We start from the raw sequence: 19,588 nt of genomic DNA, 5'->3' as shown, positions 1-19,588 counted from the left end.
GCACACATAAATGGCTCAAGCTTTTTATAGTGGGCAGGTTTTGCATGCTTTGATAGCACCTGCAGTCTGATAATAAAGGCAACAAGTTTTTCGAGTACCCTCATCACTAGAAACATACAAAGACAACGGATGCTGTTTTGTACCGAATTCGACAGCCGGTATATCAAGCAATTGTTGAAAAGTCGCGGGATCTTGAAGATGGGTTAAAAAAATCCATTTAATATAAGTAAAGATATTTTCGAAGAGGACGACACGTGAAATCCCTTTTTCCTTTGCGAACAAATTAACCAAAGGAACGAGCGTCGCACAATATAATTCCTTTACAATCCACTCCAGTACCGTCTCGGATGAGGCAGTTTCCTTTAGTGGAAACGAATAGACTGGCAACCAACCAGCTTTTGATGATTCATCCGCGATTGTGATGAAGCGGCACTCTTTCGGGTTCGTCAATACATTGTGTTTTATACGTGCATAAATAATCAGAGCCGCCATATAACCGATACGTTTCGTAGTCATGGAAGCGGCATGACCTCTTGAAGGGCTACCATACTCACTCATTAACCGTGAAAAATGGTGCTCACGAACTTCGGAATCAAACAATTGATTCAGCGTTAACGTGTGCAATGCGTCTTCGTCCATATGCCATCGGAAGTTGGATGCCATGTCTTTCGTTAAGATGCTTTGCATTATGCGCCACCTTTTTTCCGTTGCGTCATTAATAAGAAAATGAAATACGGTGCACCTACTGCTGCAGTCCAAACACCTGCTGGCACCTCAATTGGGGCAAAGGCCACACGGGCAATCCAGTCTGCAATAAGGACAAGCAGTGCACCTACTCCAGCTGAAAATAACACCATTGATTGAAATTTAGGACCTACGATTCTTCTTGCAATATGGGGGGCAAGTAACCCTACAAATCCAATGCCACCTGCAAATGCAACAGCTACACCCGTTAATCCTGTACTAATTAACAATAATATCATTCGGTTTCGCTGAACCATTGATCCAACGCCAGTTGCAATATCATCGCCGAGTTCCAAGATATTCATTTGTCGACGGAGCAAAAGAGAAATTATGATCAATAACAGAGCCCATGGCATCAACACCGAAACTTGAGACCAATTGGCACCATAAATACTGCCAGTCGTCCAAATCGTAGCTTGACTGGCTTGATAAATAGGACCCATCAATATCCAAATGGTCGTCCCTGCTTGCATGAAAGCGGCAACGGCAATCCCGATCAAAAGAAGTCTGAAAGGGGCGATTCCGTTTTTCCATGAAAGGGCAAAGACGATCAAGGCGGTCAGAGTTGCACCCAAAAAAGCGAATAATGGTAACCACTGAATACTGACAATCAAGGCATTGTTTTCATCTGAAAACACGGTTAGAAATAGAACAACTGCGAATGATGCACCTGCTGTTACACCTATTAGATCAGGCGATGCGAGTGGGTTCTTTGTGATGCCTTGTAGAATTGCACCAGATACAGCCAGTGCCATGCCGACAAAAAGAGCCATCATAATTCGAGGTAATCTAAAATCAATTAATATGATGCGGTCGAACTCTTCCCCGTAACCAAACAAAGCAGCAAGTACTTTAGACGGTGATAACGGAAATTCTCCAGAACCAGCAGAAATAAGCATTACCGTACCAACTGCAACAAACACAAGGACAGTGGCGATTACTGGGTGACGAGTAAAATCTATTCGATTAAAAATTTTCATAGGTTAAATCCCCAGCTTTCTACGAGCGACAAAAATAAAGAACGGTACACCGATAAGAGCCGTCATAACACCAACAGGTAATTCCTGAGGCATGAGGACATAACGACCTCCTATATCTGCCAACAATAGAAGTGCAGCTCCCCCCATAGCTGAATAAGGAAGAATCCAACGGTGGTCTAGCCCGACTAATGAACGGATTAAATGGGGAATAATAATACCGACAAAGCCAATAGGACCGGCAACAGCCACGGCGCACCCTGCCAAAATAACAGCACCAGCACCAAAGAAAAACTTAATCCATATCGTACGCTGACCTAGCCCGACTGCTACATCGTCTCCAATGCTCAATACATTCAACTCTTTTGCACGCAAGAAAGTAGCCGTCAATGCGATAGCCATATAAGGCAATGCACTGACAAGTAAATCGAGCGGTCGGTTAGCCACTGAACCTGCAAGCCAAAATAATACTTGATCAAGTGCAGTTTCATTTAGTACCAACAATCCTTGCGTAAATGAAGCAAACAAGGCGGTTATGGCGGAACCAGCCAATGTCAATTTGAGCGGTGTCAGTCCTTCGCGGCCAGCGCTACTCAATAAAAACACCAGCAGAAAAGCGAAACTGGCTCCTGCAAAACTTAACCACATATAGGATTGTAGACTTTGCACGGACAGGAAAACGACGCCAACAACTACAAAGAAACTTGCACCTGCATTCACCCCAAGAATACTAGGTGAAGATAGTGGGTTTCGTGTGATTGATTGCATGATGGCACCAGAAACGCCTAAACAGGCACCGACGAATGCTGCAATTAGAGAACGGGGAAATCGTACATCTCTAATAATAAGATGCTCATTTGATCCACTTGGATTGGAAAAAGAAAGATATGCATCCCGCCAGGTGGTATCGGTATAGCCATAAACCAGGCTCGCGCCCATGAGAAAAAGAATGGCAGTCATCCCAATTGCAATGCCCCATCCTCGTTTACTATTTGTATGTAACATAAAAGACCCCTGAAATTTTTATTTAAAATCGCTAGTTGACAAATAAAATCGTAGCATATAAAGTACTCAGTGTAAATGATTTTCATTCTCAATTGAGTGATAAAAAGGAGAAACGAACATGAAAAAATTTGGTCTTATATTAATGGCATTCATGCTGATGATTTTGGCTGCATGTGGCAAAACAGATGAAAAAACTCCAACAAGTGGTGAAGATAAGGTTAAAGAAGAAAGTTATACAGTTACTCATGCAATGGGTGAAACAACTATTAAAGGTGAACCAAAACGAATCGTTGTATTAACGAACGAAGGCGTGGAGGCTTTACTTGCAATGGGCGTAACGCCTGTAGGAGCTGTGGAAGCATTCACGGGAGATACATGGTATGAACATACAGCAGAACAATTAAAAGATACGAAGCCGGTAGGAAATGAGTCTGAACCTTCACTTGAAGCGATTGCCGCACTTAAACCGGATTTGATTATCGGTAATAAAATGCGCCAGGAAAAAGTCTACGAACAGTTAAACAAAATTGCCCCAACTGTTTTTGCAGAAACGTTGCGCGGAGACTGGCAGGAAAACTTCAAACTCTACTCACAAGCAATCAATAAAGAAGAAGTGGGCCAAGAGAAATTGGACGCTTATAATAATCGCATTGAAGAAATGAAAGCATCATTAGGCGAAAAAACACAACAAAAAGTTTCAATGGTACGTTTTATGGCTGGTGATGTGCGTATTTACCATAAAGATTCCTTCTCAGGTGTTATTTTAGAGCAACTTGGATTTGCACGTCCTGCTGAGCAAGACTTACCGGACTTCGCTGAAAAAGGCGTAACAAAAGAACGTATTCCAGCAATGGACGGAGACATCATGTTCTACTTCACGTATGAAACGGGAGACAAAGAAGCGACGAAATTAGAAGAAGAATGGATTAACGATCCATTGTTCCAAAACCTTGAAGTGGCGAAAGCGAATAAAGTATTCAAAGTAAGCGACACAATTTGGAATACAGCTGGTGGTTACTTGGCTGCCCAATTAATGTTGGATGATTTGGAAAAACATTTCGAATAAGTTAGATAGACTGCCCTATGGATTTAGTGATCCTAGGTCAGTCTTTTTTTGAGGATTAAATTCTAGGTAAGTTATAGCTGATTCCTACGTGAACCTTGATTTTTCCTACGTCAACCTTGATAATTCCTACGTCAACCTCAATAATTCCTACGTGGTCCCCGTTTTTTCCTACGTCACTCATAAATTCTACAACCAAGACGATCTCTTACACTAAATTGTGTAAATTTATGGTAGATTAAGAGAGGAAATAGGAGGGAAAACATGAAATTTTCATATGCCGCAAATAAATTCTTGAGTTTGCTTATTAATATAGTGTTGGTGATTTTGATTGGTTTCTTTGTACTCATCACTCTTATCAATGGAAAAGGACAATACATCCCACTTATAGTAACAGGCGGCGCGACCGTATATATGCTGCTGAAGTATTTGCTTATTAGATTGTCCGACAGAGAGTATCATCCGAGTAAGTTCTTTTTCGTTGGATTAGTGGTCCTCTGGATTGTAGTTGGTGGAAAGCTTGCTTATGATACATATCATGAGAATATGGATCGGGTAAATGCAGAAGTGGATTTAGAGCAATATGAACCGAATACACCGGGTACGAAGGCAGTTTCATTGGAACAAAAAGCAACGTTGCAATTACCGAAAGACAACTTGTTACGTTTGGATGGTGCCACGGCACTGTACCCTTTGTATTCCGCTTTTGTTCAATCTACCTATCCAAAAAAAGTTTATAAAGTTTATGATCCAACGGTCAGGTCAACCAAAACAGATCAGGCATACAAAAATTTAATCGACGGCACAGCAGATATAATCTTTGTGGCTGGACCTTCTGATGCGCAACTTAAACATGCGAAAAATAAAGGTGTCACACTAAACATGACGCCAATCGGACGTGAAGCATTCGTCTTTTTTGTCCATGCCAACAATTCAATTGAGGGCTTAACTAGTGATCAAATTCGGAGTATTTATTCGGGTAAAGTGGTGAACTGGAAAGAGGTTGGTGGGAAAAACGATAAAATTCGTGCCTTCCAGCGTTCAGCCGATAGCGGAAGCCAAACTGCATTTGAAAAATTCATGGGCGACCACAAGTTGATGGAAGCGCCATCACAAGATGTTGTATCGGGCATGGGTGGGGTCATCAATGAAGTAGCCGAATATAAAAACTACAAAAATGCAATCGGTTATACTTTCCGATTTTTCTCTACAGAAATGGTGAAAAATGAAAATATACGATTGCTGAAAGTGGATGGAATCTTCCCAGATAAGGAGTCCATTCGCTCTGAATCGTATCCGATCACGGCGGAATTCTACGCAATTACTGCTGGAACGACCAACCCGCATGCACAAGCATTCATTGATTGGATTCTTTCGGTCGAAGGTCAAGAGTTGGTAGAGAAAACGGGGTATGTACCCATCAAATGATAGATGGTTCTTCGTATAAAGAATGAACAGTACGTAAGGGCATGCACTTTGACAATTCAGAATTGTCGGAGTGTATGTCTTTTTTTATGATAAAATATTAAACAAATGAAAGGGTGATGACAGATGGCAAACGGTCAAAATCGAGCAGACGTGAAACCTGGGCTTGAAGTAAATGTGATCTTGAAAAAAGATCAACGTACCGGAGTGAAAACAAAAGGGATTGTTAAGGATTTACTCACCAATTCAGCACGTCATCCTCATGGCATTAAAGTCCGTTTAGAAGATGGACAAGTTGGACGAGTGTGCGAAATTTTGTCTTCAGATAGATTAGTATGAAATTTTATGTAGCATCCAGCTTTCAAAACAAGGAAATTGTTAGAAGCGTAAGCGAAAAACTCATGAAGAATGGATGGCATCACACCTACGATTGGACACAAAATAATCGTGCCTGTTCTCTCGAAGCGTTGCAGAAAATAGGGACGCTGGAAAAACAAGCGGTGGCTGATTCTGATGTCGTAATTGTGATCTTACCCGGTGGAAAAGGAAGTCATATAGAACTAGGAATGGCCATTGCATGGCAGAAGAAAACCTTTCTATACTCGCCGAACTTTGAAGCGATGGATATGGAGACTACCAGTACGTTTTACCATTTGCCCGAAGTGTGGATTTGCGCAGGCTCTGTGGAAGAATTAATTTCTACCATACTAAGCGTCACTACCGAATTTTAGAAAAACCAATTTAGAGGATGGAGGATGACGATATGAGACAAGTAATAGCCTTAGGTGGTGGAGGCTTCTCAATGGAGCCGGAAAATCCTTTGTTAGACCGTTATATTCTGGAACAAAGTACGAAACAGAATCCGAAAATTTGTTTCATTGGAACTGCCAGTGGTGATGCGGAAGGATATATCGAGCGATTTTATAATTTCTTCCGTATGGAGGAGTGCGAAGCTACGCACTTGTCCTTGTTCAAGCCACATACGCGCGATATTAAAAACTTCATAATGAATCAAGATATATTGTACGTAGGCGGAGGCAATACGAAGAACTTAATGGCTTTGTGGCGCGAATGGGAAATCGATGTCGCGATTCGACAAGCTTATGATCAAGGCACGATTCTTGCAGGTCTGAGTGCAGGGTCGCTTTGTTGGTTTGAAGATGGTATTACGGATTCCTATGGAGATGAGCTTGAACCGATATCCTGTTTAGGAATTTTACGAGGCAGTCACTGTCCGCACTACGATGGGGAAGAAAGCCGAAGACCAACTTATCAGAAGTTTATCCAAGAAGGAAAAGTAGGGAGTGGATATGCAGCTGATGACGGGGTTGCATTACACTTTATTGATGAAGAATTGCATAAAATTGTGAGTTCGCGCGAGCATGCTAAAGGATACCAGGTGGACAAAGATAAAGAATCGATTTTAACGACTCACTATTTAGGTGTGAAATAATTAGCACCGCAAGTTAAATAGAAGGTAGGGACTAATTATTTACACTCCATCATATTTTGAAATGAATGATCGGCAAGAAATAAATGAAGTAATAGAAGCATATGGATTTGCGACACTTACTTCACTTCACGAAGGTTCATTGACTGCAACACAACTCCCATTGCTACTAAGTGAAGATAAAACGGAGCTTATAGGGCACTTTGCAAAAGGAAATAAACAATGGACAGATATTGAAGATCAGCAAGTACTGGTTGTCTTCCAAGGACCCCATTGTTATATTTCGCCCTCCTGGTATGAGACTCAAAATACAGTGCCGACATGGAACTATGTAACGGTTCAAGTAGCAGGTAAAGTGAAGCTTCTAAAAGAAGATGATTCAAGATTATGGCAATCCATGGTGGCTTTAACTGAAAAGTACGAGGAGCCAACGAGTGCATATAACTTACTGGATGTAGACCCTTCCTATATTTCTTCTTTATCGAAAGGAGTAGTGGGGTTTACCATCTCTATCGATAAAGTAGAAGGGAAAGCCAAGCTGAGTCAAAATCATCCAAAAGAACGTGTGGAGCGTGTAGTTGAAAGGCTTCGAAATATGAATAAGTCTGATGAAAAAGCCATTGCAAGATGGATGGAGAAAAAAATGAAGGTGAAAAAATAAATGGGCAACAAAATGGAAATCCGTAAATTGACAGGTGAAGATGCGTTGAAATATTTGCAGTTAAGATTGGAAGCTTTGCAGCAAAATCCAGAGGCATTTGCGACCACTTACGAAGAAGCGATAGTACGAAGCAATCCACTCGAACGCACAGCTACCAATTTAGATGCAACCGGAAGTTCAACATTAGGTGCATTTATCGATAATGAATTGGTCGGTGTGATGACCATAGCAGGTGAAGGAGCTCCAAAATTGCGTCATCGGGTGAATTTACTAGCCGTCTATGTGACCCCTCGAGTTCGTGGACAGCAAATCGGTAATGCGTTATTAGGGGCAACGATTGAGCATGCCAAGACTTGGCCGGGAGTCGAAAAAATGAATTTAACAGTCGTTGCAACCAATACCCCTGCAATTAGACTTTATGAAAAAGCAGGATTTAAAAAGTTTGGTCTCGAGCATCATGCAATGAAAACAGATTATCATAAGTATGTGGACGAATTGTATATGAGTCTTGAATGGTAGGTGATAAAAGTGAATAATTTAGAACGGGCTATTCAACTGAGAGAGAGCGGGAAAGCATCAGAAGCTTTACCTATATTGAAAGGTTTATTATCAAATGACTCAAACAATCCAGTGATTCTTTACCAGTGTGCGTGGGCTTGCGACGTTCAGGGATTGGAAAGAGAAGCGGTTCCTTATTATGAACAAGCTCTTGAGAATGGGTTAAGTGGACACGAGAGAGAAGGGGCATTTGTAGGGTTAGGAAGTACTTATCGCGTGATTGGTGAATACGCTAAATCCCGGTCCATTTTTGAAAAAGGTATGGCGGAATTTCCAGAAAATAATGCAATTCCTGTGTTCCTTGCCATGACGTTACATAATTTAAATGAACATGATCTCGCAATGGAAACATTGCTAAGCGTGGTAGCAACCACTACTCGAGATAAAAACATCAAACGGTATGGAAATGCCATTCAGTTCTATAAGGACAAATTAAATAAAACGTGGTGAAGTGACTTGGAAAAGGAACTTTTGGCAGTCTTTGATGAAAAGCATCAAAAGGTCGGGGAAAACACGAGAGCAATTGTTCATCAAGAAGGGCTATGGCATGAAACATTTCATTGCTGGTTTGTCCAAAAAATTAATGGTGTGCCTCACCTATTATTCCAACTAAGAAGTCATTTGAAAAAAGATTTCCCGGGTCTATTCGACATAACAGCAGCTGGGCATCTTTTGGCTCACGAAAAAGTAAGTGATGGCATTCGTGAAGTAAGGGAAGAACTCGGTGTTGATCTAGGCATGGAAGATCTTAAAACGATAGGTATCTTTAAAGACAGCATTGTGCAAAAGGATTTTATTGATAATGAATTTGCGCATACATATGTATACATGATCGGACCCGCTAATCCATCCTTACATATACAGGAAGAAGAAGTCAGTGCCATATATTCAGCACCTATGGCTGATGTGATCAGTTTATACGAGCGTGAGGTTCAACATATTACACTTCATCACATACATTCTAATTCCATCACCCATTCATCGCTTATCGTTAAGCCTGAAGACTTTGTACCGCATAGCGAAGAATATATGGGAAAAGTATTGAAATCATTAAATCGAATAGGAGGCATGATATGAAAATCATTGATTTACATTGTGATGTTTTATATAAATTATCGATAACGGATGAATTACTTCCCTATGAACATGCAGACCTTCTGCAAGCGAATAAAAATAGGTTGATTGCCGGGGAAGTACAAGTGCAGTTTTTTGCCATATTCATTTCTCCTGAAGTACCTCAAAAAGAAAAATTCATGGCTGCGCTTCGTCAAGTTGAATTGTTTCATACCCATGTGCTGGCTCCGAATCCAGAAATGGTCCACATTACAGATTGGAAGCAGATTGATCAACTGGGAGAGAATGAAATTGGTGCTGTGCTGACACTTGAAGGTGCAGATGCATTTGGAGAAGACCTTGAAAAACTGAAGGCTCTGTTGGATGCAGGGGTGAAGCTTGTTGGGCTTACTTGGAATCATGCCAACGCAGTGGCACATGGAGCGGATGAACCGTCTCATTTAGGCTTGACGCCATTCGGATATGAAGTAGTGGAATTATTGAATGAACGTAATGTTTTGATCGATGTGTCCCATTTGAATGAACAGTCATTTTGGGATGTAATTTCTAAAGCGAAACATTTGATTGCCAGCCACTCCAATGCAAGAAGCCTTTGTGACCACCCACGAAATTTAACCGATGAACAAGCCAAAGCATTAGTCGATAAAGGAGGACACATACACATCGTGTATTATCCACCGTTTATCCACAAAGAGGTAAATCCAGTTACACTTGAACACTTGCTGCATCACTTTACTCATTTCTCGAAGTTAATAGGTGTTCAGCATTTGGGACTTGGCTCAGATTTTGATGGCATTAGTGTCTTTGTCGAAGGTCTACATGATGCGAGTGATACGCAGAATGTAGTGAATACTCTAAGTGAACAGTTTACCGAAGAAGAGGTTCGAGGAATTGCCTCAAACAATTTCAAAAACTATATTAATAAAGTGATTGCTACCAGTTAGCAGTCGCTTTTTTTTGTTTGAGACAGTACTTTCCTTGAAACTTTTAAAGGCTTCATTCGTATTAAAGAAGAGAAAACATCCAAGAAAAGAGGAACTTATATGGGTTTAACATTCCTTTATAGCATCGTGATTGCGATTATTGCAGCATTTCTGATTATGCCGCTGACGTTGCTTAAAGAAAAACGCAAAGGAATTGTCGCTGGTATCGTAGGAACTGCCATTGGGTTGGTAGTTATTATTTTCACTTTCTATTATGTAACAAATATAGATCGAAATCTGTCCGCACTTTGGCCACTTGCCATTATGGCGACAGGTCTTGGTGTATTTTCATCAACCGGAAAAGAACGCCTAGTTAAAGGTGTGCTATTCCTTGCAGCTCTTGTATTTGGTGGATACATGTTAAGTGCCATGTTGTTTAATGCAGATGAAAAATTCGACTCCGCAAAAATGAAACAAGAAGTCGAAATCGAAGCCTTTGATGAAAAGGAAACACCTGCAAGTGTTCCACCAAAATTCGCACGCAACAAGATGAAAAAAGCATTCGGTCAAGTGCCGAATACGAGTTATTACGAATTAGGCAGACTACAAATTCAAAAAGTGGATGATGCCTTTGTTTATATTGCGCCAGTCGAGTTCTCTGGTTTCTTTAAATGGGTGAATGGGGACACCACCCCGGGTTACTTCACGATGAGTGCAACTGATTCATCGGACAATCCGAAGTTTGTGAAAGCAGAGATGGCGTATACACCATCTTCCTTCTTCCAAAAAAATGTTGCACGCCATTTGCGTCTAGAGCTGCCGGAAACGATTTTCCACGGCGACATGCAGCTTGAAATTGATGAAGAAGGAAAGCCGCATTACATCCGTTCATTCGGAAAATTCGTCTCTGCCCGCAATGGTTTTGAAGTGACGGGAGTAGCTGTGGTCAATCCACAATCCGGTGACATCAAGACGTATGCATTGAACGAAGCGCCAGACTTCATTGATGGAGCGGTATCGCCAGAAGTGGTGAGTTTGCAAAATGGCTATTTCGGAAAGTACGTTCACGGATTCTGGAACAGTTTATTCGGCAAGAAAGATGTGAAATTGCCTTCCGATCAAGGAACGGAAGCAAATGTCAGTCCTATTTTTAATGAGAACGGGGTAATGTATTACTTCACTGATTTCACCAGTCCAAAAGAAGGTGTTGATTCCATGCTCGGGTATTCATTGACGAATGCACGCACAGGGGAAGCGACTTTTTACACTGGTAATATGGAAGAGTCCTATATGGATTCATATGGTGCACTTCAAATCGTTGAAAAGAAATTCATCGAGAAAAAGTGGTCCGGTGAAATGCCGATTTTGTACAATTTCTACGGGGAAGCAAGCTGGTTGACTCCAGTACTTGATGCCAATGGATTTTTACAAAACTACTTTATCGTCTCTGCAGCGAATCCGGAAATTTCCGCTTTTGCGAATACACCAAACGAAGCATTGAGGCTATATAAAACGGCATTGCAACGTGGTGGTAGTAGCGTGAATGGTAGTTCAAAAGCTGAAGAAGCAACAACTACCGGAAATGTTGAACGTGTATATAAAGAGCGAGTGGGTGATTCCACGCTGGTATCGTTCATGTTAACGGATGGAACGAATTACTTGGTATCCACAGAAGTGGAACCTTTGGCGGTCTACTTAAAAGAGGGCGATCAAGTGAGCGTGACTTATTTAAATACAGGCGAAATTTTCTTACCTGTTAAAACAATGAAGATAACCAGCTTGGAATAATAGAAAGGCTGTCTCGATTAATTTGAGACAGCCTTTTCCTTATTTATGCCGTGTTTTTAAAATGGCCATTTGCTTTTCGTCACGCATTTGCGCAAGTTCGTCGATGGTTGAGTGACCGTAGGATTTACGTGATTTTGTGGCTAAACGTGATATGGTATCCTCATCCATCTTGAGATTCCCTTGTGCATACCAACTCTTCTCCATGGTTGGTCCTAGATGACGCATGAATGATTCCATCCCACCTTGACCACCGCCTAAATGCATGCCAAGCATCGGTCCGGTAGCGGCCCAGCGTAACCCGATTGAATCTTTGACGATTTCGTCTACGTCTTCCATTGCAACGACGCCTTCATCCACTAAATACATTGCTTCCCGCATCATGGCAAACTGCAAACGGTTGGCAACGAATCCAAAGACTTCTTTTTGAATATGTTGAGGGGCTTTGCCGAGTGCGCGGTAAAAGACAAGTGCATCTTCGACTGCTTCATGTGAGGTGAATTGACCTGGCACCACTTCAACTAAAGGCATCACAAGTGGCGGATTGAATGGATGCCCAATCAGCATACGACTTTTGTCTTTCATTAATACTGAAATATCACTTGCCGGAAGGGTTGATGAAGAGGAAAGCAACAAAGTATGTGCTTCCACGTAGTTTTCGATATTAGCGAAAAGTTCCTGTTTAAGCGTTAATTTTTCTGGACCGTTTTCCTGTATGACGGCCGCCCCCGTTACAGCTTGCTGAAGGTCAGATGTTAGAGTCAATCGCGATTCAAAGCCTTTAGACGGCAGGTTGAGTAAAGTTAATGTAGACTCAATGGATTTGAAATGCTGCTCAGACACTTCTTTCAAATCCGGTCGTGGATCGTATAATCTTACCGTCAGACCGTGTGCTAAAAATAATGTCGCCCACGAAAGTCCAATCGTTCCAGCACCAATTACAGTCACAGGATCGAAACGGTGTAAATCACTATGTATGCGCGTCATGGCTCAACCTCCTAGTTTTGACTAAAACCATGTTATCATATTTAAATAGTTCCTTTGTGAGAATTTTTTGAATGGGTAAAGGATGTGGATGATGATGAGTTTTGGTGGTGTTCCCGAGTGGTTTTACATATTGGCATTTGCCGTGGTTATTGGAATTGTTGTGTTTACGGAATGGTGGACTCGTTAAGTTATAGATGAAAGGTGGAATTCTAGTATGAATCAAGCACAAGTGGTGATTGTAACTGGCGCGTCACACGGCATTGGGCGTGGAATTGCCGAAGCTTATGTGGCAAAAGGTGCGCATGTCGTCCTAGCTGATGTGAATGAGAAGTTAGGTAAAGAAGTCAGCAAACAGCTTGTAGGAAGTGTGTTTGTTAAAACAGATGTACGAAAAGAAGCCGACATCAAAAATTTGATGAAAGAAACATTAAAGGCATTCGGTCGTATCGATATCCTCATTAATAATGCAGGGAAGAGCGAATTCAAACCGCTTTTTGATTTATCGATAACGGAATGGGATGATGTCATCAATACAAATTTACGCAGTGTCTTTTTATGTTCACGCGAAGCGGCTCTGCAAATGCGAGAACAGGAAAGTGGCGGATCAATTGTCAATATTGCCTCTACTCGCGCGTCTATGTCCGAACCGAATTCAGAAGCATACGCAGCGACGAAAGGCGGAATTGTCGCAGTAACCCATGCGCTTGCCGCATCTCTTGCGGAGCATCGTATCACGGTCAACGCCATTTCACCGGGCTGGATTGAAACAGGTGATTACAGCGAACTTCGCGATATTGACCATGAACAGCATCTGTCCGGCAGAGTGGGTAAACCTTCTGATATTGCCAAGGCATGTCTGTATTTAACCGACCCGCAAAACGATTTTGTCACAGGCATTAATTTGGTTGTGGACGGCGGTATGACGCGAAAAATGATTTACGAACATTGAATGTAAAAGGAGGTTTGTTCATGTTTCAGTGGAAAGGTGCCGCGGGTGTGTGCATCAATGAAGAAAATCAAGTATTAATGGTGTTGCAAGCTGCCCCAGATGAAGAGCCGAAATGGACCGTTCCTTCAGGTGGAATCGAAGGCAATGAAACGTATGAGGAAGCTTGTATGCGAGAATTCGAAGAAGAAACGGGTTTGACCGTTGAAATTGTGTCTAAACTTCAGGACAAAAATGGAATGAATGCACAGTACGGAATTTCGTATGACATACAGTATTTCTTGGTGAAGCGGGTAAGCGGAGAGTTAACCTTGCAGGACCCGGATGAATTTATTTTAGAGATTGCCTGGAAATCTGCAGATGAATTGGATTCGTTAGAGCTGAGTTATCCCGAGGATGTGGCATTCTTGAAGGGACTGTTAGTTAAGGCGATTGAAAGTTGAATTAGGAGATAATTGGTTAGTTGCCCCAATAAGGTGGAAAGTTGCCCTTATATAACAAAGAGTTGCCCCTATAACAGCAAAAGTTGCCCCATTAACTTCAAATAAAGACATGAAAAAAGCCTTCCCAACTTAGCGGGGAAGGCTTTTCACTATTTTTAATATGCTTTAGCCCAATAAACCATCTTTTCAGCTGGTTTTTCACAGCATACGCATGTATTGCTCAGCTTTTCTTGTTCGAATGGGATACAACGTGACGTCGCAGAAGTTTCTTCTTTTATGAACTCTTCACATGCCACATCTCCACACCACATCGCTTTGATGAAGCCTGGATTTTCTACCAGAACATGTTTAAATACATCAAAAGATGTCGCTACCGACGTATGTTCTTCCCTGTGAGACAAAGCTTTGTTAAACAAATTGTTCTGAATGTCTTCTAGCAATGCCGTCAGTCTATCTTCCAGTTCATCCGCAGACACCACGAGTTTCTCACCAGTATCGCGTCGTACCAACACGACTTGACCTTGTTCGATATCTTTTGGTCCAACTTCCAGGCGAATTGGAATTCCTTTCATTTCGTATTCATTGAATTTCCAACCTGGTTTTTTATCCGATGCATCTATTCCGACTCGGGCGCTACCAGATAAACTGTCTTTCAAGCTGTATGCATAATCCAATACGCCTTCTTTATGTTGTGCAATTGGGACAATCATCACTTGTGTTGGCGCAATTTTTGGAGGCATGACAAGACCTCGATCGTCACCGTGCACCATAATCATGGCCCCGATAATACGAGTTGTGAATCCCCATGATGTTTGATGAACGTATTGTTGCTTGCCTTCTTTGTCCAGATATTTGATATCGAAAGCACGTGCGAAGCCATCGCCGAAGTGATGGGATGTACCGGATTGTAGCGCTTTTCCGTCATGCATCAAGGTTTCGATTGTATATGTGGATTTGGCTCCGGAAAACTTCTCTTTGTCCGTTTTCTGTCCTTTCACAACAGGAATAGCCAGCCACTCTTCGCATAGCTGTGCGTATTCATCCAACATGCGGATGGTTTCAACTTGCGCATCCTCATCAGTAGCGTGTGCTGTGTGTCCTTCTTGCCATAAAAACTCTAGGGTACGTAAGAACGGACGTGTCGTCTTTTCCCAACGGACAACATTGGACCACTGATTGTAAAGCTTTGGCAAGTCGCGGTAAGAATGAATGATATTACTGAAATGCTCACAAAATAATACTTCAGAAGTTGGTCGTACACATAAACGTTCCGCTAATTTTTCGTTTCCACCATGCGTTACCCATGCGACTTCAGGTGCAAATCCTTCAATATGATCTTTTTCTTTTTGCAATAAAGATTCTGGAATGAAAAGTGGCATATAGACATTTTCATGACCCGTTGCTTTAATGCGTGCATCCAACGCTTCTTTTACATTGTCCCAAATTGCGTAACCATAAGGACGTATAATCATTGACCCGCGCACGCTTGAATAATCCGCGAGCTCCGCTTTTGTCACAACATCCGTAAACCACTGAGCGAAGTCATCATCCATCGCCGTTACACTTTGCACAAACTCTTTTTTCATTAAAAACACCCCTTTTAATAAATAAACGCTCTGTTAAGTTTTAGTAGGAAATTGGTTAGTTGCTCTCAAATCGTAATAGTTGCTCCCAAAATTAAAAAGTTGCTCCAAAATCAGTGAAAGTTGCTCCTAATTTCGAAAAGTTGCTCCAAAGGGAGTGCATTTGCGCCTATCATGCCGCAATCGCAAATGTACGATAAATAACCAAATCGTTTAACAGAGCCTAATAAACAAAAAAGCTCTGCGACAAACGAGGGACCATGTTTCCATGGCGGTACCACCCTCATTTGAAGCAAAGCTTCACACTCAAACATGTTAACGGCTGTCGCCGCGAATATCTTTCGACTTCGAACTCAAAGGTAGGTTCAAGAAGTGGTTTTTAGGAGTCTTTCACCTTGCAACTCCCTCTCTAAAAAAACACACGTTTCTTTACTGGTCCTTATCACTGTTGTTAAACTATTTCTGTGATTATAGCGACTAATGAATTAACATGTCAACAAAATTTTATGAGCTCTTGTGATATAATGAGCCAAAGAACCATAATGAAAAGAGGCGCACTATGCTAACATTTGAACAAAAACAAGAAATCATTGAATCTTACCCTGAACTGACTAAAAAAGAAGTATCATTAAAACGGTTGAACTATCACTTCGAAGACAGCCTATATGATAAAAAAACAGTCGTTTACCATTTGCATCCGAACGGTAACGGATTTGTATTTGTTGGGGATTTGAAGAAATATCAATCGGATAGTAAAGGCATGATCAACATTCGTGAAGCGACTGAAGCTGAGCTTCGTGAAATGATTACCGATTCTATCGGAATTTTATCCGAAGAAGAACATTATGAAGAAGAAGTACTTAACGTAGAGCAAGTGTGGAAAAATCGTGAAGGCCAGGAATTAAAGCTGATCCAGGAAGATACGCTGTGGAACATTTACCACACACACAACCTGGAAGAGAGCTACGGTTCATTTGAAGAAGCAGAAGAGTATTTATTGAGTGAAGGATTCCGCACATCAAATAAATGATGGACATTCGAAAGTTAACAAAAGAGGAAACGCCGCCGTGGGAGTTGCTGCTGCTGGCGGATCCTTCACGTGCTGTTGTAGAAGAATACCTAAAGAGTGGCAACGTTTACGTGGGCGAAAAATCAGGTAAAGCCATTGGTGTATATGTTCTGAAGGAAACGAAGAAAGTCGTCGTTGAAATTATGAATGTAGCTGTCCATGAAGATTTCCAAGGAAAAGGATATGGCAAACAATTGATTGCTCATGCAATAAACGAAGCCTCCAAAAGAGGATATGCACAAGTTGAAATTGGGACAGGTAATTCGAGTATTCATCAATTGAAACTTTATCAGCAATGTGGATTTCGTATGACTGGTATCGACTTTGACTATTTTACGCGGAATTACGATGAACCGATTGTTGAGAATGGTTTGTTGTGCCGAGATATGATTCGACTTTGCTATACATTTGAGGACTAGGATGAATTCCTGGTTCTTTTTTCTTTGGAACAATGATTCTATTATCGATATACTAGTAGAAACAATTATCGATAGGTGGTGTACGAGGTTGAATATTGAATACAAAGAAAAGGTAACGAACAAGCTGTATCGAGAAGTTATCGCATTTGCCAATGGAACCGGTGGTACGCTGAAAATTGGAATGGAAGACGAAAAGAGCATTATTGGATTGGAAAATCCTTTAGCAGAGGAAACAGCACTATATGATCAGTTAAGTAAAATGGTCGAACCTTTACCACTGGTTGATGTAAATCATGTGCATATTGATAACCAAGTCATATTAGAAGTAAACGTTAAAGCTACAGACCATGTGTATCGTAAGAGATCCACATTGTTTGAGGAACTTTATGTTCGATATGGATCTAAGAAACGCTTACTGAAAACAGCAGAGGAAGTTCAACGTTTTATCAGTTTGCGACAACTGGACGAAACAGAAAACGCATTGACCAATATCACTTTCCGTCGTGAAGACTTTTTGGGATTTGTCGATTTTGTAAAAACCTTGAACAGTGAAAAAGCCAGATTTGCACAGGTGGAAGATCACTTAGAAGAAGTATTGGCCTCTTACAATGCAATTCGTTGGAACAATGGTGAATTTGTTTTAACAAGATTGGGTACTTGGCTGGCGGATTCTTCTCAAACCCGTGGAGTGTTGCTACAATACAGTGGTGATCGCTCTACTTCTTTCTGCCAACAAGCGAGCGATTTTTCAGGTTCGATACTGACACAATTCAGTCGAATCATGGCAGGGTTGAGAGAGGTTCACGCATCATATCCTAATATCCTGCTGCAGGAAAGTGTAGTGAATGCATACGTACATCGTGATTATTCAGTGGAAGGTGATGTATCGGTTATCTTGTTTGCAAACCGTGTCGAAGTGGCATCACCAGGAACATTAGTGGAAGGCTTGTCGATAGACTCCGTAAAAAAAGGAGCCAGAATCGTTCGCAGAAATCCACTATTGCATGCATTGTTTGTCGATTTAGGTTTGACAGAGGGTCGTGGAGACGGAATACGTCGTATTTTCGATACTTATAACGATGGAGATGAGAAACCAAAATTTTCTGTTCAAAAAGATAGTGTTGTCGTTCGACTTCCACGTATTGAACAAATAGAAATAGTAAACAACCCAATAAAAATACATCAAGAGCTAACACATGAAGAAGCGATTTTGAATCACTTATTGGAAAACAAACAAGCGAAAAATATCGATTTCCAACAAATATTAGGTGTTTCTCCGTCTCGAGTGACGCAAATTGTACGCGAAATGGTGTCAAAGAATTTACTGGTAGCTGAAGGAGAAAGAAAAGGAAGAATTTATACCTTAGCCATCAACAAACAGGAGGATTAAAGTTATGAAGGGTAAGAAAGCCGTCTTAATGATTGTCGCCATTGCGCTTGTATCGATAGCAGCTGTCGTCATATCTATTTCTGTGTTTTTCCAAAATAATCAAACGCAAAACGATAATGCCAGTTGGATTGAAGGCACAGTAGCAAAAAAAGAGGATGCACGTATTTTGGTCATCAGTGGGAAAGACGAAGCTGAGTTAAAAGATTTAACTGAGGAAGAAATGCTCGAAGGTGTAAGTGAGGCCATCTGGTTTTCATTATCCATTGACCAAGCAAAAAGAGTAAGTGAATTCGATAAGGTCCGAATCTCGTATAGCCGTGTGTCTGATTCGTTTCCTGGTAAAGCTAGTGCTACTAGTGTACGAGTTATTGATGAAGAATCTCAAAATTGATGGATGAGGATTATTTGTAAAGGGGGCACACCAATGAAAATTGATAAGCCGAAAATTCCAGGGCAACTCGAATTATTAGATATTTCGACTTTAATTGAAGTAGAAGAAGAAAGATTTATTTCCCGGGGAATTGTTTCGTGTTGGAATGTATTGGAACTGCCTGAAAACAAGCTCAGTTTTGATCAGATTATTTTCCAAGACGTTTCATTTGAAGGGGTATGCTTTGATCAAGTGGAATTTATTGATTGCAAGTTCGAGCGATGTGATTTATCCAATGTGGATTTTGGAGATTCAGTGTTCCATCGTGTAGAATTCCATCATTCTAAATTAGTCGGTGTGCAGTGTACAGAAAGTCGATTTGGACATACTTTACTTAATAATTGTGTAGCGAATTACACCGTATTTAGTTTTAGTAAAATGAAACGAGTTAAGTTTCAGCAAACTGCATTGAATAAAGCGGACTTCTTCAATTGTACTTTCGATAAAGTAGTATTCGAGGAATGCCCGCTGGATGGTGCTAATTTTACTGATACTAGTTTAATGGATGTGGATCTCAGTACGTGTACCTACGAACAAGTAACAGTAAGTGTGGATCAATTATCCGGCTGTATCGTTTCAACTGAACAAGCGCTCGGTTTTGCAAAATCACTAGGTTTAATCGTTAAACAATAAAAGCTGTCCGCTCGTAACTAGAG

The 19,588-nt window shown here is 41.1% G+C and carries 24 protein-coding genes and 1 other annotated feature; of the genes, 18 read left to right on the top strand and 6 right to left on the bottom strand.

The window, feature by feature from the left end; all coding sequences use genetic code 11:
* Positions 1–24: 24 nt before the first annotated feature.
* From M9R32_RS06655 to M9R32_RS06645, 3 genes are read right to left on the bottom strand one after another with little or no spacing between them, the layout of a single operon-like run.
* Positions 25–687 (bottom strand): (2Fe-2S)-binding protein, encoded by a 663-nt coding sequence (locus M9R32_RS06655; protein ID WP_269925951.1) that lies wholly within the window; start codon positions 685–687, stop codon positions 25–27.
* A complete protein-coding gene (locus M9R32_RS06650) occupies positions 687–1,724 on the bottom strand; it encodes a FecCD family ABC transporter permease (RefSeq protein WP_269925950.1) in 1,038 nt (345 codons plus the stop codon). Before M9R32_RS06650 ends, M9R32_RS06655 begins: the two co-directional genes overlap by 1 nt.
* Positions 1,725–1,727: 3 nt before the next feature.
* Positions 1,728–2,726 (bottom strand): FecCD family ABC transporter permease, encoded by a 999-nt coding sequence (locus tag M9R32_RS06645; protein WP_269925949.1) that lies wholly within the window; start codon positions 2,724–2,726, stop codon positions 1,728–1,730.
* A 118-nt stretch (positions 2,727–2,844) separates the two neighbouring features.
* Here M9R32_RS06645 and M9R32_RS06640 point away from each other — a divergent pair, with 118 nt between their 5' ends.
* On the top strand, positions 2,845–3,792 hold the full coding sequence (locus M9R32_RS06640) for an ABC transporter substrate-binding protein (protein ID WP_269925948.1): 948 nt from the start codon (positions 2,845–2,847) through the stop codon (positions 3,790–3,792).
* A gap of 55 nt (positions 3,793–3,847) precedes the next feature.
* Here the strand turns inward: M9R32_RS06640 and M9R32_RS06635 are convergent, their stop codons facing one another.
* Positions 3,848–3,988, bottom strand: a complete 141-nt coding sequence (locus tag M9R32_RS06635) for a hypothetical protein (RefSeq protein WP_269925947.1) — start codon at positions 3,986–3,988, stop codon at positions 3,848–3,850.
* A gap of 65 nt (positions 3,989–4,053) precedes the next feature.
* On the opposite strand from M9R32_RS06635, the gene M9R32_RS06630 reads away from it, so the two are divergent.
* The 10 genes from M9R32_RS06630 to M9R32_RS06585 all read left to right on the top strand — a co-directional run bounded on the left by M9R32_RS06630 (position 4,054) and on the right by M9R32_RS06585 (position 11,668).
* Positions 4,054–5,217 (top strand): PstS family phosphate ABC transporter substrate-binding protein, encoded by a 1,164-nt coding sequence (locus tag M9R32_RS06630; protein ID WP_269925946.1) that lies wholly within the window; start codon positions 4,054–4,056, stop codon positions 5,215–5,217.
* Positions 5,218–5,340: 123 nt separating this feature from the next.
* On the top strand, positions 5,341–5,553 hold the full coding sequence (locus tag M9R32_RS06625) for a YwbE family protein (RefSeq protein ID WP_269925945.1): 213 nt from the start codon (positions 5,341–5,343) through the stop codon (positions 5,551–5,553).
* Complete coding sequence (locus tag M9R32_RS06620; RefSeq protein WP_269925944.1) at positions 5,550–5,945, top strand: nucleoside 2-deoxyribosyltransferase; 396 nt, start codon at positions 5,550–5,552, stop codon at positions 5,943–5,945. The genes M9R32_RS06625 and M9R32_RS06620 overlap by 4 nt, the downstream gene beginning before the upstream one ends.
* Positions 5,946–5,977: 32 nt before the next feature.
* Positions 5,978–6,667 (top strand): Type 1 glutamine amidotransferase-like domain-containing protein, encoded by a 690-nt coding sequence (locus tag M9R32_RS06615; protein ID WP_269925943.1) that lies wholly within the window; start codon positions 5,978–5,980, stop codon positions 6,665–6,667.
* Between the two features lie 37 nt (positions 6,668–6,704).
* Entirely contained in the window at positions 6,705–7,325 is a 621-nt protein-coding gene (locus M9R32_RS06610; protein ID WP_269926060.1) for an FMN-binding negative transcriptional regulator, read from the top strand.
* The gene (locus M9R32_RS06605; protein ID WP_269925942.1) at positions 7,326–7,844 is read left to right on the top strand and encodes a GNAT family N-acetyltransferase; all 519 of its coding nucleotides are present in this window, start codon (positions 7,326–7,328) and stop codon (positions 7,842–7,844) included.
* A gap of 9 nt (positions 7,845–7,853) precedes the next feature.
* Entirely contained in the window at positions 7,854–8,333 is a 480-nt protein-coding gene (locus tag M9R32_RS06600; protein ID WP_269925941.1) for a tetratricopeptide repeat protein, read from the top strand.
* 6 nt (positions 8,334–8,339) lie between these two features.
* Complete coding sequence (locus M9R32_RS06595; protein WP_269925940.1) at positions 8,340–8,960, top strand: NUDIX hydrolase; 621 nt, start codon at positions 8,340–8,342, stop codon at positions 8,958–8,960.
* On the top strand, positions 8,957–9,901 hold the full coding sequence (locus tag M9R32_RS06590) for a dipeptidase (protein WP_269925939.1): 945 nt from the start codon (positions 8,957–8,959) through the stop codon (positions 9,899–9,901). The genes M9R32_RS06595 and M9R32_RS06590 overlap by 4 nt, the downstream gene beginning before the upstream one ends.
* A gap of 99 nt (positions 9,902–10,000) precedes the next feature.
* Positions 10,001–11,668 (top strand): hypothetical protein, encoded by a 1,668-nt coding sequence (locus tag M9R32_RS06585; protein WP_269925938.1) that lies wholly within the window; start codon positions 10,001–10,003, stop codon positions 11,666–11,668.
* A gap of 39 nt (positions 11,669–11,707) precedes the next feature.
* Here M9R32_RS06585 and M9R32_RS06580 read toward each other — a convergent pair whose 3' ends face one another.
* Positions 11,708–12,652, bottom strand: a complete 945-nt coding sequence (locus M9R32_RS06580; RefSeq protein WP_269925937.1) for a 3-hydroxyacyl-CoA dehydrogenase NAD-binding domain-containing protein — start codon at positions 12,650–12,652, stop codon at positions 11,708–11,710.
* 214 nt (positions 12,653–12,866) lie between these two features.
* Here M9R32_RS06580 and M9R32_RS06575 point away from each other — a divergent pair, with 214 nt between their 5' ends.
* Together M9R32_RS06575 and M9R32_RS06570 are read left to right on the top strand one after the other, a co-directional pair.
* Positions 12,867–13,601 carry an SDR family NAD(P)-dependent oxidoreductase gene (locus tag M9R32_RS06575; protein WP_269925936.1) on the top strand — a complete coding sequence of 245 codons (735 nt, stop codon included), beginning with the start codon at positions 12,867–12,869 and terminating at the stop codon, positions 13,599–13,601.
* A gap of 20 nt (positions 13,602–13,621) precedes the next feature.
* Positions 13,622–14,041: an NUDIX hydrolase gene (locus tag M9R32_RS06570; protein WP_269925935.1), complete on the top strand. Its 420-nt coding sequence runs from the start codon at positions 13,622–13,624 to the stop codon at positions 14,039–14,041.
* 155 nt (positions 14,042–14,196) lie between these two features.
* Here M9R32_RS06570 and proS read toward each other — a convergent pair whose 3' ends face one another.
* On the bottom strand, positions 14,197–15,627 hold the full coding sequence (gene proS / locus M9R32_RS06565; RefSeq protein ID WP_269925934.1) for a proline--tRNA ligase: 1,431 nt from the start codon (positions 15,625–15,627) through the stop codon (positions 14,197–14,199).
* A gap of 247 nt (positions 15,628–15,874) precedes the next feature.
* Positions 15,875–16,079: a binding site (T-box leader), on the bottom strand.
* 104 nt (positions 16,080–16,183) lie between these two features.
* Between proS and M9R32_RS06560 the strand changes: the two genes are divergently transcribed.
* The 5 genes from M9R32_RS06560 (at position 16,184) to M9R32_RS06540 (ending at position 19,565) form a co-directional block, all read left to right on the top strand.
* The gene (locus tag M9R32_RS06560; RefSeq protein WP_269925933.1) at positions 16,184–16,654 is read left to right on the top strand and encodes a hypothetical protein; all 471 of its coding nucleotides are present in this window, start codon (positions 16,184–16,186) and stop codon (positions 16,652–16,654) included.
* A complete protein-coding gene (locus M9R32_RS06555; protein WP_269925932.1) occupies positions 16,651–17,112 on the top strand; it encodes a GNAT family N-acetyltransferase in 462 nt (153 codons plus the stop codon). Before M9R32_RS06560 ends, M9R32_RS06555 begins: the two co-directional genes overlap by 4 nt.
* Before the next feature lie 88 nt (positions 17,113–17,200).
* Complete coding sequence (locus M9R32_RS06550) at positions 17,201–18,502, top strand: RNA-binding domain-containing protein (RefSeq protein WP_269925931.1); 1,302 nt, start codon at positions 17,201–17,203, stop codon at positions 18,500–18,502.
* A gap of 4 nt (positions 18,503–18,506) precedes the next feature.
* Entirely contained in the window at positions 18,507–18,893 is a 387-nt protein-coding gene (locus M9R32_RS06545) for a YobA family protein (protein ID WP_269925930.1), read from the top strand.
* A 33-nt stretch (positions 18,894–18,926) separates the two neighbouring features.
* Entirely contained in the window at positions 18,927–19,565 is a 639-nt protein-coding gene (locus tag M9R32_RS06540; RefSeq protein ID WP_269925929.1) for a pentapeptide repeat-containing protein, read from the top strand.
* Positions 19,566–19,588: the final 23 nt, after the last annotated feature.

The organism is Paenisporosarcina quisquiliarum (genome assembly GCF_027563315.1).
Classification (GTDB): Bacteria; Bacillota; Bacilli; order Bacillales_A; family Planococcaceae; genus Paenisporosarcina; species Paenisporosarcina quisquiliarum.
The sequence above is the reverse complement of the archived record's forward strand: the minus strand, read 5'-3'. Positions and strand labels throughout refer to the sequence as shown.

Coding starts and splice junctions, on each gene's coding strand:
- M9R32_RS06655 (WP_269925951.1), bottom strand. CDS start 687: ATGCAAAGCATCTTAACGAAAGACATGGCATCCAACTTCCGATGGCAT.
- M9R32_RS06650 (WP_269925950.1), bottom strand. CDS start 1,724: ATGAAAATTTTTAATCGAATAGATTTTACTCGTCACCCAGTAATCGCC.
- M9R32_RS06645 (WP_269925949.1), bottom strand. CDS start 2,726: ATGTTACATACAAATAGTAAACGAGGATGGGGCATTGCAATTGGGATG.
- M9R32_RS06640 (WP_269925948.1), top strand. CDS start 2,845: ATGAAAAAATTTGGTCTTATATTAATGGCATTCATGCTGATGATTTTG.
- M9R32_RS06630 (WP_269925946.1), top strand. CDS start 4,054: ATGAAATTTTCATATGCCGCAAATAAATTCTTGAGTTTGCTTATTAAT.
- M9R32_RS06625 (WP_269925945.1), top strand. CDS start 5,341: ATGGCAAACGGTCAAAATCGAGCAGACGTGAAACCTGGGCTTGAAGTA.
- M9R32_RS06620 (WP_269925944.1), top strand. CDS start 5,550: ATGAAATTTTATGTAGCATCCAGCTTTCAAAACAAGGAAATTGTTAGA.
- M9R32_RS06615 (WP_269925943.1), top strand. CDS start 5,978: ATGAGACAAGTAATAGCCTTAGGTGGTGGAGGCTTCTCAATGGAGCCG.
- M9R32_RS06605 (WP_269925942.1), top strand. CDS start 7,326: ATGGGCAACAAAATGGAAATCCGTAAATTGACAGGTGAAGATGCGTTG.
- M9R32_RS06590 (WP_269925939.1), top strand. CDS start 8,957: ATGAAAATCATTGATTTACATTGTGATGTTTTATATAAATTATCGATA.
- M9R32_RS06585 (WP_269925938.1), top strand. CDS start 10,001: ATGGGTTTAACATTCCTTTATAGCATCGTGATTGCGATTATTGCAGCA.
- M9R32_RS06580 (WP_269925937.1), bottom strand. CDS start 12,652: ATGACGCGCATACATAGTGATTTACACCGTTTCGATCCTGTGACTGTA.
- M9R32_RS06575 (WP_269925936.1), top strand. CDS start 12,867: ATGAATCAAGCACAAGTGGTGATTGTAACTGGCGCGTCACACGGCATT.
- M9R32_RS06570 (WP_269925935.1), top strand. CDS start 13,622: ATGTTTCAGTGGAAAGGTGCCGCGGGTGTGTGCATCAATGAAGAAAAT.
- proS (WP_269925934.1), bottom strand. CDS start 15,627: ATGAAAAAAGAGTTTGTGCAAAGTGTAACGGCGATGGATGATGACTTC.
- M9R32_RS06560 (WP_269925933.1), top strand. CDS start 16,184: ATGCTAACATTTGAACAAAAACAAGAAATCATTGAATCTTACCCTGAA.
- M9R32_RS06555 (WP_269925932.1), top strand. CDS start 16,651: ATGATGGACATTCGAAAGTTAACAAAAGAGGAAACGCCGCCGTGGGAG.
- M9R32_RS06545 (WP_269925930.1), top strand. CDS start 18,507: ATGAAGGGTAAGAAAGCCGTCTTAATGATTGTCGCCATTGCGCTTGTA.
- M9R32_RS06540 (WP_269925929.1), top strand. CDS start 18,927: ATGAAAATTGATAAGCCGAAAATTCCAGGGCAACTCGAATTATTAGAT.